This window comes from Staphylococcus simulans (assembly GCF_047037175.1).
GTDB lineage: Bacteria > Bacillota > Bacilli > Staphylococcales > Staphylococcaceae > Staphylococcus > Staphylococcus simulans_C.
The window spans coordinates 1,461,492-1,474,683 of the sequence record NZ_CP178241.1 but is presented as its reverse complement, the minus strand read 5'-3'; the positions used below and the strand labels follow the sequence as shown (position 1 = coordinate 1,474,683).

Here is a 13,192-nt window from a genome sequence, read left to right as displayed (position 1 = left end):
AGCACAAAAAAAAGAAACAGCTGAGAGATAGTGTTATCTGTTCAGCTGTTTCATATGATTTATTGTGATGAAGTGTTAGCTTCTGCTTGGCTGGAGATATCTTTTTCTAAGGTTTCGTTGATTTCGACCGCATTCTTATAATATTTGCTTTCAAAGTAACTGCCGATACCCACTTTATAGAAGACTAAGGCAACGATAATAATAACGATGAAATCATAAGGATAATGAATCCAGTTCATACCGTTAAAGTCTTTACTGCCGATAAAGGAAAGGGCAGATAATATAATTAAATAGATAATCAACCAAAGACTGCCGCGTAATTGATTACGTGTATTCTCCCAGTTTAACTTGTATTCATAGAAGAAGTACATTGGCAAACCAAGAATAATGATAAAGATAACTTTCGCAGTTGTCGGCCACATTGCCCAATAAATTGCCAACGATGTTAAAGCAAAAGATAACGGTGCGGCAATTTTTAAGAAACGTGCTTTAAATGGACGATGGAGTTTCGGGCCCATTTTTCTTAAAGCTACCGCAGTCGTCGGACCTGTTAAATAGGCGACTAATGTAGAAGTTGCGATAACAGTAGCGAGTGTACCCCAAGATCTGAATAGCGTCACCATAACCATAGCTAAAATCGCATTGACAATAATTGCGACTCTTGGAATATTGTATTGTTTGTTGATACGGCCTAAAATTTTAGGAATATGACCATTTTTCTCCATTGCGCTTAATACACGACTTGTTGAAGCAACAAATGAAACACCAGTACCAAATGGTGAAACGAACGCTTCAATATATAATAAAATCGCTAGCCAATTCAAGTTTAATAAGATGGCTAAGTCAGCGAAAGGAGAGTTGAATTGAATCCCTTTCCAACCTTTATCTGCGACCATATTTTCAGGCATAGATGTAATGAAGACACTTTGTAAGACAACATATAATAACGCAGTTAATGATAAGCAAATGACGATACCGCGTAAAATGTTTTTCTCTGGCTTTTCAATTTCAGCACCCATGTTGATAATCGTTTGAAAGGCATTGAATGAAAAGATAATACCAGATACTGTCACCGCAGCAAAGATAGGTGCAGTACCGTAAGGGATGAAACTGCTTAATGAATGGCCGTAGTTCCCTGGATGGAAACCAGACAATAATAACAAGATTACTGTTAAAGTCGGTACACCAAGTTTAAAGAATGAGATTAAACTTGTGAACGATGTAAGGATCTTCACTGACCAATAGTTTAGCAATGAAAAGATAATAATAATGACATACACCGCAAATAAACCGATATTACTGATCGTACCGTCTTTCATCAGTACACTTGTGAATTCTGCCCACTCCCATGGCCAAGAACTCATGTATTGAACAGCAGATACGGCTTCAATCGGGATAATCGTCACTAAGGCAACCCAGTTTGCCCAAGAAGCGATAAAGCCGAGTAATGAACCATGAGTATATTGTGCATAGTTGCTCATTCCGCCGGATTGCGGCAGCATTGTTGCGATTTCTATATAGTTATAAGCGACTAAGCTGATGATAATGAAACCGATCACCCATGAAAAGATTGCGGCAGGGCCTGCAACTGAAGATGCTTCCCATGCACCAAACAGCCAACCTGAACCAATGAGTGAACCGAGTCCAAGTAAAACAAGCTGAGACAGACTGATTTTACCACTTTTCGTTTGTTTCATAGTAAAACTCCTAATTTTCAGAGAACATGCTCTCTTTTATTTATAAAGCAAAATAAGTTTGCCCAATTGTTATTTAAGGCAAACCTAACTCATGATAGAACATTATACGGAAAATCCAGATGACGTCAACAGGAAAAAGGCAGGTTTATATTTTATCAATGAAAACGTATGAAAATACAATATAACGAGGGTTTTTGAATAAACAATCAGGGTGATTTTTAAATTGATAGTGTCATTATGCCTTTTATGATTTAAAACAGATAAATATTTATGCATATGCGGAGAATAGAAAAGTGATAAACTGAAGAGGAAAACGGCTTCGCATCATTAACAAAAATGATGATATATGAGGGCTGAGCAAGAAAAAAGAGCAATATAAGCGGAAGTGTGTTTGAGTACACAAAAAGTGTAAGATTGAGGGTTAGAAGTATATGAAAATGGATATGGTATATTAAGCCTGTAAAAAAGGAGCACAGCTATGACAAAGAACAGATTAAATGATAAAGCAGAGGCATTTTTCACACGTGCACAAGATTGGCATGATGAATACAAAGCATTACGTGCCATCATTTTACAAAACGAGGATTTAACAGAAGATTATAAATGGATGCATCCTTGTTATACATTAAATGGTAAAAATGTAGTATTGATTCATGGATTTAAAGATTATTGTGCATTGTTGTTTCATAAGGGGGTTTTAATGAAAGACCCGGAAAGTAAGTTGATTCAACAAACTAAAAATGTTCAAGCGGCAAGACAATTACGTTTTACTTCAGTCGATCAAATCGAGGAAGAGTCAGAAATGATTCGCGCTTATGTGAATGAAGCTGTGGAGATAGAACGTGCTGGTAAACAAGTCGAGATGAAAAAGACTGAGGAGTATGATATGCCGCTAGAATTGCAAGAAGCGCTTGAAGCGGATGAACAACTAAAAGACGCATTCTATAAGCTTACTCCGGGACGTCAACGTCAGTATATGTATTTTATTGGCCAAGCCAAACGTGAAGCTACGAGACAAGCGCGTGTCGAAAAATACAAGGCACACATATTAGAAGGTAAAGGCATGAATGATTAAACATATTTGCAGTTTTTGTTGAATAAAAAGTAGTTTAATCACACCTAAATTATTAAATTTACAAAATATGTAAATGTTTTTCAAAAATTTTCTGCATTAAACCGACCAAATGGTTTAGTTTGTGTTATAGTTATAAAGTACACTATTAATCAAGGAAGTCGGAGATACAATTTTTGAAATTATTGTATCAATCACAAGAACAGACACTGTAAAACAGCGCTGTATTATAACGTAGTTGAGGTGAAGGTTGCAGCGCAACCGAATCTAAAGCATTTAACAAGTCATTTGCGACTTTGTTTGGGAACTTATCCGTTAAGTTATTGAAACATTGGGCAAGTGATTTTTTTATTGAATGTATTTAGGTGTGTACAGAGTATTTAAGAGAGACTGTTCTTACATGACAACTTAGAACTTACTGTAGGCTTAAACAAATTCGATAGAGAAAGGAATTACTTTAATGCTTAGTATTAAGAATTTATCTAAGGTTTACCCTGGAGGTAAGAAAGCGGTAGACGATATTTCGCTTGATATTGAATCAGGGGAATTCGTTGCATTTATTGGGACAAGTGGTAGTGGTAAAACAACTGCTTTACGTATGATCAATCGTATGATTGAAGCAACAAAAGGACAAATCACGATTGATGGCAAAGACGTCAGAAAAATGAATGCGGTAGAATTACGCCGTAGTATCGGTTATGTGATTCAACAAATCGGCTTGATGCCGCATATGACTATCAAAGAAAATATTGTACTGGTTCCAAAATTATTAAAATGGTCAGAAGAGAAGAAAGATAAAAAAGCACGTGAGTTAATTAAATTGGTTGACTTGCCTGAAGAATATTTAGATCGTTATCCATCTGAATTATCAGGCGGTCAACAGCAACGTATCGGTGTTGTACGTGCATTAGCAGCTGAACAAGATATCATCCTAATGGATGAACCGTTCGGTGCGTTAGACCCGATTACGCGTGATACATTACAAGATTTAGTTAAAGAGTTACAACAAAAATTAGGTAAAACATTTGTCTTCGTTACACATGATATGGATGAAGCAATCAAACTTGCTGATAAGATTTGTATTATGTCTGAAGGTAAAGTGGTTCAATATGATACACCAGATAATATTTTACGTCATCCAGCGAATGACTTCGTTCGTGATTTCATCGGTCAAAACCGTTTGATTCAAGACCGTCCGAATATGCGTACAGTTGAAGATGCGATGATTAAACCGATTACAGTTCGTGCAGATGATTCATTGAACCATGCGGTTGATGTGATGCGCCGCTATCGTATCGATACAATCTTTGTTGTAACTAACCAAGACAGATTTTTAGGTTACATGGATATCGAAGATATCAACCAAGGTTTACGTGCAGGCAAGGAATTGATTGATACAATGCAACGTGATATTTATCGCGTAAACGTAAACAGTAAATTACAAGATACAGTCCGTACGATTTTAAAACGTAACGTACGTAACGTGCCTGTGGTTGACGACCATGACAAATTAGTCGGCTTAATCACACGTGCAAACTTAGTGGATATTGTATATGACAGTATTTGGGGTGAAGGTGCTGAAGAAGCGCAACAAGCATCTGAAGAAAATGAAGCATCAGCCATTAAAGAGGCACCGGTTAAAATCAATAACGAACAAACGTCGGATGCAGGAGTTGAGCGATAATGAAAGAATTCCTTCAAGAGTATGGCGGCGAACTGATTCAAAAGACGGGCGAACATTTCTATATTTCTATTGTTGCGCTTCTAATCGCCATCGTCGTAGCAGTGCCGATTGGTATTTTGTTAGCGAAAACGAAAAAAGCAGCAAGTATTGTGTTAACGACAGCAGGTGTGCTTCAAACGATTCCGACACTTGCAGTATTAGCGATTATGATTCCAATCTTTGGTGTAGGTAAAACACCTGCCATCATTGCATTATTCGTATATATTTTATTACCGATTTTAAATAACACAGTATTAGGTGTTCAAAACATTAACCCAGATGTTCGCCAAGCTGCGATCAGTATGGGGATGACAAAATTCCAACTAATGAAAGACGTTGAGATGCCTTTAGCATTACCATTGATTCTCAGCGGTATTCGCTTATCAAGTGTTTATGTAATTAGTTGGGCAACATTAGCAAGTTATGTAGGTGCCGGCGGTTTAGGCGACTTCGTCTTCAACGGCTTAAACTTATATAACCCAATCATGATTGTGAGTGCTGCAGTACTTGTTACAGCATTGGCACTTATTGTGGATTACTTACTACGTATAGTCGAAAAATGGGCAGTACCAAAAGGCTTAAAAGCATAAAATATCCAGATAGGGAGGACATTGGAACTTTATGAAACAGATAAAAAAATACATGATTCTGATGGTAACTTGTCTTGTTGTATTATCTGGATGCAGTCTGCCTGGTTTAGGCGGTGGTCGTGCAGATGAGGATTCAGTAGAAATCACATCACTCGCAACAAGTGAGTCTCAAATCATGTCACATATGGTTCGTTTAATGATTGAACATGAAACCAAAGATAAAATTAAACCGACACTCATTAATAATATGGGTTCAAGTACGATTCAACATAACGCGTTGATGAACGGAGATGCGAACGTTTCAGGTGCACGTTATACAGGTACAGACTTAGTCGGTGCATTAGGTGAAGACCCGATTAAAGATCCTAAGAAAGCAATGAAAGTGACACAAGAAGGCTTTGACAAGAAATTTAATCAAAAATTCTTCAACTCTTATGGCTTTGATAATACTTACGCTTTCATGGTGACGAAAGAAACAGCTGAAAAATATAATTTAGAAACAGTTTCTGATTTGAAAAAACATGAAAAAGAATTACGTTTAGGTGTAGACAGTTCTTGGTTGAACCGTAAAGGTGACGGTTATCCAGGATTCAAAAAAGAATATGGTGTTAATTTCAGTACAGTACGCCCAATGCAAATTGGTTTAGTGTATGACGCACTGAAAAGTAATAAGCTAGATGTCGCATTAGGTTATTCAACAGATGGACGTATCGCAGCGTATGACTTGAAAGTATTAAAAGATGATAGGAAATTCTTCCCGCCATATGACGCGAGTCCAGTAGCTAAAAAAGAATTATTGAAGAAACATCCTGAAATTAATACAGCATTAGAAAAATTAGAAGGCAAAATTTCAACGAAAGAAATGCAGCATTTGAACTATGAAGCAGATGGTCAAGGTAAAGAACCTGCGGTTGTTGCTGAAGAGTTCTTACAAAAACATCATTATTTTGATGATAAGAAAGGCGGGCAAAAATAATGAAAGGTAATTTATTCCAACAGCTGATTGAATACTATTCATTGAACGCCGGCTACTTATGGGGTCTTTTCTTCCAACACTTATTGATGTCAGTCTATGGTGTGATCTTTGCCGCAATTGTTGGGATTCCCATTGGTATCTTAATTTCAAGATTCGGCAAATTATCTAAGACTGTCATTACGATAGCGAATATTATTCAAACTGTTCCTGTCATCGCGATGTTGGCGATTTTAATGTTAGTCATGGGCTTAGGTCCGACAACAGTTGTCGTAACAGTTTTCTTATATGCATTATTACCGATTATTCAAAACACATATTCAGGTATTATCGGTGTAGATGCTAACATTAAAGATGCTGGTAAAGGTATGGGAATGACAGGCAATCAAGTCTTACGTATGATTGAACTGCCATTGGCTTTATCAGTGATTATTGGTGGTTTACGTATCGCATTAGTTGTCGCAATCGGTGTTGTAGCGGTGGGTTCATTCATCGGTGCACCGACACTCGGTGATATTATCATCCGTGGTACAAACGCAACAGATGGTACAACATTCATTCTTGCAGGTGCAATCCCAATTGCGATTATCGCAGTGTTAATCGACGTTGTATTAAGATTTTTAGAAAAACGTCTTGATCCTGTGAAGAAAAGAAAACCGAAAGGTCCACAACCTCAAAGTGTAGAGGGTTAATTCAATTAAGGGTATCGCATGCAAGATGATTTCATCTGACATGCGATACCTTTATCATTAGTAATGTAAAGAATAATGAGGAGGAACTGATTATGGCATGGTTACAAGTCAATTATGATTCAATCACATTAGGTAAAGAGCAACGTTTTAATGCATTCTTACCAGAAGAACCTTCACAATTTGAAACAGATAAACCTGCAAAAGCATTACCTGTACTTTTATTACTGCATGGTTTATCAAGCGATGAAACGTCTTATTTAAGATTTACAAGTTTAGAGCGTTACGCAAATGAACGTCAAATCGCGGTAGTGATGCCGGCAGGTGATCACAGCGGTTATGCGAATATGAGTTATGGACATAGTTATTATGATTATGTATTAGAAGTCTTTGATTATGCCTTACAAATTTTACCATTATCTAAACGTCGTGAAGACCACTTTATCGCAGGTCATTCAATGGGCGGCTACGGCACAATCAAATATGCGTTGACACAAACAGAACGCTTCTCTAAAGCAGCGCCTTTATCTGCAGTGTATAACGCTGATCGTTTAATGGATATTGATTGGTATGATTTTTCTAAACGTGCATTATTAGGAGAGAAAGAGGCAGCGAGAGGGACAGAACTTGACCCTTATTATCTCGTAGATCAAGCGATTGAAAAAGGATTAGATATTCCTGAACTCTTGATTATGTGCGGTACAGAAGATGAATTACACCAAGATAATTTAGATTTCATCAGCTATTTAGATAACAAGAAAGTTCCATATCAATTCGAAGACGGTCCAGGCAAGCATGATTATGCATACTGGGATCAAGCAATTGAATATGCATTAGATTGGTTCTTAAGCGATAGAATATAAGTTGAACAATAGCCCCTCAAATCTAAACAGGTTTGAGGGGCTTGTCTTATGTTTTAACTTGAATTGTTTTATTTTAGCGCATAATGAATCAGCTAAATTACTTATGAGAGCGGACGATAAGCGTCAATCACTGTATTTAACATGTCATAGATGTACTCGTCTGTGAGTACTTCTGGTTTGATTAAAACATTAAAGTAAATCGGTGAGAAGATTAAATCGATAAACATGTCGAGATGCTCTTCAGCAATATAAGGCTTGCTGACTTGTTTCAACATGTGACGATATTGATTGAAATAATCTTCCATATAGTGATTGCGCAAGTCGTTTTCATCGTTGGTTAATAAAATTTGGATGACTGCTTTACCTAAAGGTGTTTTATAAAGATGTGTGATTTTAAGCAAAGTGTCGTATAAGTCATCAAAGAATTCGCCTTTAAGTGTCACATCAGAATGGACTTTGCTTAAAAACATATCAATCATCATGCTGTCTTTATCTTTCCAACGACGATAAATGGTTGCCTTTGAAATCTGCGTGTTTTCAGCTAATTCATCTATCGTAATAGACGTATAAGATTCACGTCCTAACATTTTTTCTAACTCATCAAAAATCCTTATATTTATCTTTGGATCTTTTGGTCTGCCTGCCATATTAATGACCTCGTTTCAAATGTGCTAGTTTCTCTACTATCTCAAAAATAATAATTGCGCTCAAGAACCATGCGATTAAACCAACGAAGATACTGAGAATCCAGTTGTTGGTCCATACTAACATCAACCAAGTGGCTAAGATATTGAATAATACACCCGTCATACCAAATATTGCACCGCTGCTGACATGGGCAGCTACTTTATCGCCATATTGGATACCTGAAGCGACTAAAGCAATTAAGAACACTGCTGGAAAGACCGCAAAGATACCGCCGAATTCTTTCCACGGAATAATCACAGATACGATATAGCTTAAAGAGACGGAGATGCCGCCTGCTAAAAATTTAATCAATAGCATTTTCATTTTTTATTCAAACCTCCGATTAGATATGTTTCAGTGCTAGGATGATACAAGATAAAACAAACCAGCAGACGATAGAGAATACAGCGCCTTTTCGATAGCCGATATGTTTGACCGCAATGGCTGTTAAAGCAACGCTGATTATACAGCCGATGATTCCAATCACAGCACCTGCACTTAAGTGGATAGATTCATAAACTAATTTGTCTCCTGAAAAATCAACAGACAATGTGACCAAGGCAGCTAAATAAACAGCAGGGAAGGTAGAAAAGATACCGCCCAGTTTACCGCCGAGTTTTGACGCAATCACTGTTGCCAAAGCCACAGCTAATCCACCGAATACAAAGCGGATGATTAAGCTTACTAATGAAATGCCGAACATAATGAAAATTCATCCCAATCTATTTGATTTTAAAACGAAACGTATCGTTTACTAATAGTGTAATACGCACTTTTTTTCTTGTAAACAGGATGCAATACTTCATAATTGAACATTTAATGAAAAATTTAAATTAAAACGCTTACATTTAATTCATGTTAATAATACAAAAAAAGAGACAGGCAATCCTGTCTCTAAACGATTGGAAATATAAAGCTGTGGTAGGTCAAATGGTCTTATAATAAGATTGTTGCTAAGAAAGGAACGATTGCGACAACGATGACACCCACTAATACAACCGCGATGCTCGCCATTGAAGTTTCTGTTTCACCAAGTTCTTGTGCTGCAGAAACACCGAGTGTATGGCCACTTGTTCCTAACGCTAATCCACGTGCAATCGGGTTATCGATGTGGAAGAAGCGTAATAATTTATTACCTAATGCATAGATAATAACTGCGTTTAAAATGACTGCGAGTGATGTTAACTCTTTAACGCCGCCAATGCCGTCTGAGATAGGTAAAGCGATGGCAGTTGTAGCTGCTTGCGGAATCATAGATGCGATAATAGCACTGCCGAATTGGAATAACTTCGCAAAGGCATAGATACCGAAGATTGCGACTACTGTACCTAACGCAATACCGCTGAAGATTTTAACCCAATATTTTTTAAGGACATCACGTTTTTTATAAAGCGGAATCGCAAAACAGATTGTAGCGGGTTCTAAGAAGAAGTTGATAACATCTCCGCCGATTTTGTAGTTTTCATAACTAATTCCAGTCACCTTTAAGAATGCGATACCAAAGACCATGCTGACAAATAAAGGTGCCAGTAAGAAGAAGCCATTAGTTTTTTTGAAGAAGTATGTGGCAACTAAGAACGGAATCACAGATAGCAAGATACCAAAATACGGTGTGTTAATGCCTAAATGTTCAATCATACATGTTCCTCCGCAACTCTATTGTGATGTTTGACTGAATGTTGTTTAGTTTTACGTTTAATCGGTGAGCCTTTCACCAATAATTGAGAAACAAATCCAGTACAAAGTAGTAATAAAACTGTTGAAATAATAATCAATGTGATAATTAAGATTGGACTTTTACTTAAGATACCGAGTGAGTTGATTACTGAAATACCAGCAGGTACGAATAGGAAGCCGATATTATTTGTCAGTGCAGTCCCTACACTTTCAACTTCTCCAAGTTTAATGATGCCTGTTGAGAGTGCGATGAACATCAATACCAATCCGATTACTGAAGCCGGCATTGGAATAGGGATGAAACTCTCAATCGCTTTTGAGATTAATAGAATAATACTGATGACGAGTACTTGATGTAAAAATGAATACGTTTTTGCTTTTGTGTTTGTTTTTTTAACGTTTGTTTGTGCTTTTTCCATCGTTTATTGCCTCCGTTTGTTTCTTTATCTTGACTCTAGTTTAAGATGAAAAAACGATCTTGTGCAGGTTTTCACGATGAAATGCGAGAATTGGTATGCGAGTTGCATTAATCAGAAGTTGAAATTCAGAGGATGACTGCCAAGATGTCAGTCCGGCAATCTGAGTTGTTGGAAAAGAAGGGTGAAATACAAAAATGACTTGCGTTCTTTTAGCGACGCAAGTCATTTTTATAGTTTAAGCTTTAATTATCACGCTTATTCTAATCCAATAGTTTGTTTGAAAGTCTTCATATAAGAACGGCTCACTTGTACTTTCAGATGATTGGTCATTGTGACTTGATAAGTGTAATTAAACCAAGGTTCTACCGTTTGGATATGAGACTTATTGATGATGGTTGCACGATGGATACGAATAAATTGTTTAGCATCTAATCGTTTCGCGTAGTTATTCATCGGTTCTGATGTTTCATAATCCTTGTTGATAGTATGCAGAGTAGTTCTTTTATTATTCACTGTCAAAGCAATGATATCTTTTTGATTTAATACATAGATGCGTTCATCTACTTCAATCGGTAAGACATCTGGCGCATGATTGGCGGATGTTTCTTCTTGTTGATCAGTTGCTTCAACTTTTGTTTCAGCTGTTGATTGGGTTGAAGTTTGAATTTGTGCTGCAACACGTGCCACAGCTGCGTCAATGCGTGCTTGTTCAAAAGGTTTCAAGATATAATCTGTCGCATTGAGTTCAAATGCTTTGACCGCAAAGTTATCATGCGCAGTCGCAAAGATAATATAAGGAGGTTGGCGCATTTTTTTAATTTTTTCAGCTAAATCCAAGCCGCTTTCATCCATTAAATGGATATCTAAAAAGATGACGTCATACGTATCATATAAAAGCTTTTCTAGTGTTTCAGAAATGGTTTCAGCTTCTTCTATTTTGTCAAAATGACCATTTTGTGTCAGCAGGTAATTCAATTCATTACGTGCTAAAGGCTCATCATCTACAATTAATGTTTTCAATTCAATTGACCTCCTTCTACGCTTTGGGTACGGTATGGAATCGCACAACTGACTGTTGTCCCTTTATCAGTCGAGTTAATTTTCAACATGGACATCGGGCCATATAAACCGGATAATCTTAGGTTCAAGTTTTCTAAGGCACTGCCAGTACCGCCTGATTCAGAATGTACGATGGCTTTACCGATGTAAGGCAATTTGTCTTTAGGTATACCCATGCCATTATCTTTAACTGTGAGGTACAAATAATGATCTTCTAGTTGTACTGTCACATGGACGTGGTTGTCAGAACGGCGATTCTTAAACGCATGGCGAATGGCATTTTCGACCAGAACTTGAATAATAAATGGCGGTAAGAGTGCATGCTGTGCTTTTGGATCAATGTCAAAGTCGATGTTGAAGCGGTTAGGGAAGCGTGCTTGTTCTAAAGAGAGATAAGCTTCCACTTGTTGTAATTCTTTATCTAATGTAATGGTGTTATTGCGTGCACCTTGTAAATTTGAACGGAAAAACTGACTGAGCTGCAGTAAGAGATTACGCGCTTTTTCACTGTCAATTCTGACCAATGCGGAAATCGTATTTATCGCATTAAAGAAGAAATGCGGATTGACTTGTGCTTGTAGTGATTTTATTTCGGCATCTTTCAATAGTTTACTTTGTGTTTCTGCTTGGCCGAGTTCTAACTGGCTGGAGAAAATATTTGCGAGCCCTGTAGCTAATTGCTTTTCGACAAATGTCAGTCGATGTGCATCTGTAAAATAAAGCTTCAAGGTACCAACGACTTTTTCTTTGATGTGAAGCGGAATCACAATGGCTGCTTCTAAAGGACAATTCGGATGATGACAGCCGATTTCTTCTCGAGAATGGGCTTCTTTGATTTTTCCGGTTTGAATTACTGTTTTAGATAAATCCGTAATAATTTCTTTTTGCGGAACATGATGATCACTCCCAGCACCGACATGTGCTAAGATATCGTGACGATTGGTGATTGCGACAGCTTGCACTTGCATTAAATCTTTAATGATTTGTGCAGCTTTAAAGGCAGAAGCTTCAGTTAACCCTTCTCTGAAGTAGGGTAAAGTTTCATTTGCCAGTTGCAACACATCATGTGTTTGTACGCCGCGCATTTGTTCTTCTTGTTTAATGGTTGAAATGATAATGGATAAGAAAATAGCAGTCCCGATACTGTTCATCAGAATCATCGGTATCGCAATAAAGCTGACAAGTGACCATGCATGACTGAAGTTTTCCGCAAACAACAGGATACAAGTCATTTGAATCACTTCTAATAAAGCACCCACAATCACGCCTAAGAAAATAGGGGGATAACGGCGTACTTTTAAATAATAACGGCCGACATATCCTGAAACTAATGCGATTAATATAGAAGACACGAAATAGGTAAATGCATTCGCACCCCCAATATAAAAGCGATAGATGCCTGAAATGATACCTACCACTAAAGCGACACCTGGACCGCCAACGAGTCCTGACACGCCAATCGTTAATACCCGCGTATTTGCGAGAGATGTATCAGGGGCCAAATGGGTATAGAGTTGGCCGGATAAAATTTGAGAATCTCTAATTACAACCCCTGTAACGTTAGAGAGTAAAGCGAAGATTACGAACATAATAGCCAATTGCCATTTCGCACGCCAAGTCTCACGATGATGCATCAAGTTCTTAAAATAATTGAAGTTCATTAAGAGATAGGCGAGTAAAATGATCAATCCGACACGTTCAAGTAAAAGCATAAATAAGTTGAGCATGGAAATCACCTGTAAT

General features: G+C 37.4%; 14 protein-coding genes. 6 read left to right on the top strand and 8 right to left on the bottom strand.

The window, feature by feature from the left end; all coding sequences use genetic code 11:
- Positions 1-59: 59 nt before the first annotated feature.
- Positions 60-1,697 carry an APC family permease gene (locus ACFCT9_RS07505; RefSeq protein WP_412518257.1) on the bottom strand — a complete coding sequence of 546 codons (1,638 nt, stop codon included), beginning with the start codon at positions 1,695-1,697 and terminating at the stop codon, positions 60-62.
- A 478-nt stretch (positions 1,698-2,175) separates the two neighbouring features.
- On the opposite strand from ACFCT9_RS07505, the gene ACFCT9_RS07500 reads away from it, so the two are divergent.
- The 6 genes from ACFCT9_RS07500 to ACFCT9_RS07475 all read left to right on the top strand — a co-directional run bounded on the left by ACFCT9_RS07500 (position 2,176) and on the right by ACFCT9_RS07475 (position 7,607).
- Entirely contained in the window at positions 2,176-2,772 is a 597-nt protein-coding gene (locus ACFCT9_RS07500) for a YdeI/OmpD-associated family protein (RefSeq protein ID WP_412518255.1), read from the top strand.
- A 457-nt stretch (positions 2,773-3,229) separates the two neighbouring features.
- Entirely contained in the window at positions 3,230-4,453 is a 1,224-nt protein-coding gene (locus ACFCT9_RS07495; RefSeq protein ID WP_412518253.1) for a betaine/proline/choline family ABC transporter ATP-binding protein, read from the top strand.
- Positions 4,453-5,082 carry an ABC transporter permease gene (locus ACFCT9_RS07490; RefSeq protein WP_412518251.1) on the top strand — a complete coding sequence of 210 codons (630 nt, stop codon included), beginning with the start codon at positions 4,453-4,455 and terminating at the stop codon, positions 5,080-5,082. The genes ACFCT9_RS07495 and ACFCT9_RS07490 overlap by 1 nt, the downstream gene beginning before the upstream one ends.
- A 31-nt stretch (positions 5,083-5,113) precedes the next feature.
- Complete coding sequence (locus tag ACFCT9_RS07485; RefSeq protein WP_412518250.1) at positions 5,114-6,058, top strand: osmoprotectant ABC transporter substrate-binding protein; 945 nt, start codon at positions 5,114-5,116, stop codon at positions 6,056-6,058.
- Complete coding sequence (locus tag ACFCT9_RS07480; protein ID WP_412518248.1) at positions 6,058-6,747, top strand: ABC transporter permease; 690 nt, start codon at positions 6,058-6,060, stop codon at positions 6,745-6,747. The genes ACFCT9_RS07485 and ACFCT9_RS07480 overlap by 1 nt, the downstream gene beginning before the upstream one ends.
- 92 nt (positions 6,748-6,839) lie before the next feature.
- The gene (locus ACFCT9_RS07475; protein ID WP_412518246.1) at positions 6,840-7,607 is read left to right on the top strand and encodes an alpha/beta hydrolase; all 768 of its coding nucleotides are present in this window, start codon (positions 6,840-6,842) and stop codon (positions 7,605-7,607) included.
- A 101-nt stretch (positions 7,608-7,708) separates the two neighbouring features.
- Here the strand turns inward: ACFCT9_RS07475 and ACFCT9_RS07470 are convergent, their stop codons facing one another.
- From ACFCT9_RS07470 to ACFCT9_RS07440, 7 genes are all read right to left on the bottom strand, one after another.
- Positions 7,709-8,254 carry a TetR/AcrR family transcriptional regulator gene (locus ACFCT9_RS07470; protein WP_412518244.1) on the bottom strand — a complete coding sequence of 182 codons (546 nt, stop codon included), beginning with the start codon at positions 8,252-8,254 and terminating at the stop codon, positions 7,709-7,711.
- 1 nt (position 8,255) lies between these two features.
- The gene (locus ACFCT9_RS07465; RefSeq protein WP_412518242.1) at positions 8,256-8,618 is read right to left on the bottom strand and encodes a DUF3147 family protein; all 363 of its coding nucleotides are present in this window, start codon (positions 8,616-8,618) and stop codon (positions 8,256-8,258) included.
- Positions 8,619-8,637: 19 nt separating this feature from the next.
- Positions 8,638-8,997: a DUF3147 family protein gene (locus ACFCT9_RS07460; RefSeq protein ID WP_412518240.1), complete on the bottom strand. Its 360-nt coding sequence runs from the start codon at positions 8,995-8,997 to the stop codon at positions 8,638-8,640.
- 233 nt (positions 8,998-9,230) lie between these two features.
- Positions 9,231-9,932: an antiholin-like protein LrgB gene (gene lrgB / locus ACFCT9_RS07455; RefSeq protein WP_412518238.1), complete on the bottom strand. Its 702-nt coding sequence runs from the start codon at positions 9,930-9,932 to the stop codon at positions 9,231-9,233.
- Positions 9,929-10,390, bottom strand: a complete 462-nt coding sequence (lrgA, locus tag ACFCT9_RS07450) for an antiholin-like murein hydrolase modulator LrgA (RefSeq protein WP_412518236.1) — start codon at positions 10,388-10,390, stop codon at positions 9,929-9,931. The genes lrgB and lrgA overlap by 4 nt, the downstream gene beginning before the upstream one ends.
- 255 nt (positions 10,391-10,645) lie before the next feature.
- A complete protein-coding gene (locus ACFCT9_RS07445) occupies positions 10,646-11,410 on the bottom strand; it encodes a response regulator transcription factor LytR (RefSeq protein ID WP_412518234.1) in 765 nt (254 codons plus the stop codon).
- Positions 11,407-13,176 carry a LytS/YhcK type 5TM receptor domain-containing protein gene (locus tag ACFCT9_RS07440; RefSeq protein ID WP_412518232.1) on the bottom strand — a complete coding sequence of 590 codons (1,770 nt, stop codon included), beginning with the start codon at positions 13,174-13,176 and terminating at the stop codon, positions 11,407-11,409. The genes ACFCT9_RS07445 and ACFCT9_RS07440 overlap by 4 nt, the downstream gene beginning before the upstream one ends.
- Positions 13,177-13,192 lie beyond the last annotated feature (16 nt).

Coding starts and splice junctions, on each gene's coding strand:
- ACFCT9_RS07505 (WP_412518257.1), bottom strand. CDS start 1,697: ATGAAACAAACGAAAAGTGGTAAAATCAGTCTGTCTCAGCTTGTTTTA.
- ACFCT9_RS07500 (WP_412518255.1), top strand. CDS start 2,176: ATGACAAAGAACAGATTAAATGATAAAGCAGAGGCATTTTTCACACGT.
- ACFCT9_RS07495 (WP_412518253.1), top strand. CDS start 3,230: ATGCTTAGTATTAAGAATTTATCTAAGGTTTACCCTGGAGGTAAGAAA.
- ACFCT9_RS07490 (WP_412518251.1), top strand. CDS start 4,453: ATGAAAGAATTCCTTCAAGAGTATGGCGGCGAACTGATTCAAAAGACG.
- ACFCT9_RS07485 (WP_412518250.1), top strand. CDS start 5,114: ATGAAACAGATAAAAAAATACATGATTCTGATGGTAACTTGTCTTGTT.
- ACFCT9_RS07480 (WP_412518248.1), top strand. CDS start 6,058: ATGAAAGGTAATTTATTCCAACAGCTGATTGAATACTATTCATTGAAC.
- ACFCT9_RS07475 (WP_412518246.1), top strand. CDS start 6,840: ATGGCATGGTTACAAGTCAATTATGATTCAATCACATTAGGTAAAGAG.
- ACFCT9_RS07470 (WP_412518244.1), bottom strand. CDS start 8,254: ATGGCAGGCAGACCAAAAGATCCAAAGATAAATATAAGGATTTTTGAT.
- ACFCT9_RS07465 (WP_412518242.1), bottom strand. CDS start 8,618: ATGAAAATGCTATTGATTAAATTTTTAGCAGGCGGCATCTCCGTCTCT.
- ACFCT9_RS07460 (WP_412518240.1), bottom strand. CDS start 8,997: ATGTTCGGCATTTCATTAGTAAGCTTAATCATCCGCTTTGTATTCGGT.
- lrgB (WP_412518238.1), bottom strand. CDS start 9,932: ATGATTGAACATTTAGGCATTAACACACCGTATTTTGGTATCTTGCTA.
- lrgA (WP_412518236.1), bottom strand. CDS start 10,390: ATGGAAAAAGCACAAACAAACGTTAAAAAAACAAACACAAAAGCAAAA.
- ACFCT9_RS07440 (WP_412518232.1), bottom strand. CDS start 13,176: ATGCTCAACTTATTTATGCTTTTACTTGAACGTGTCGGATTGATCATT.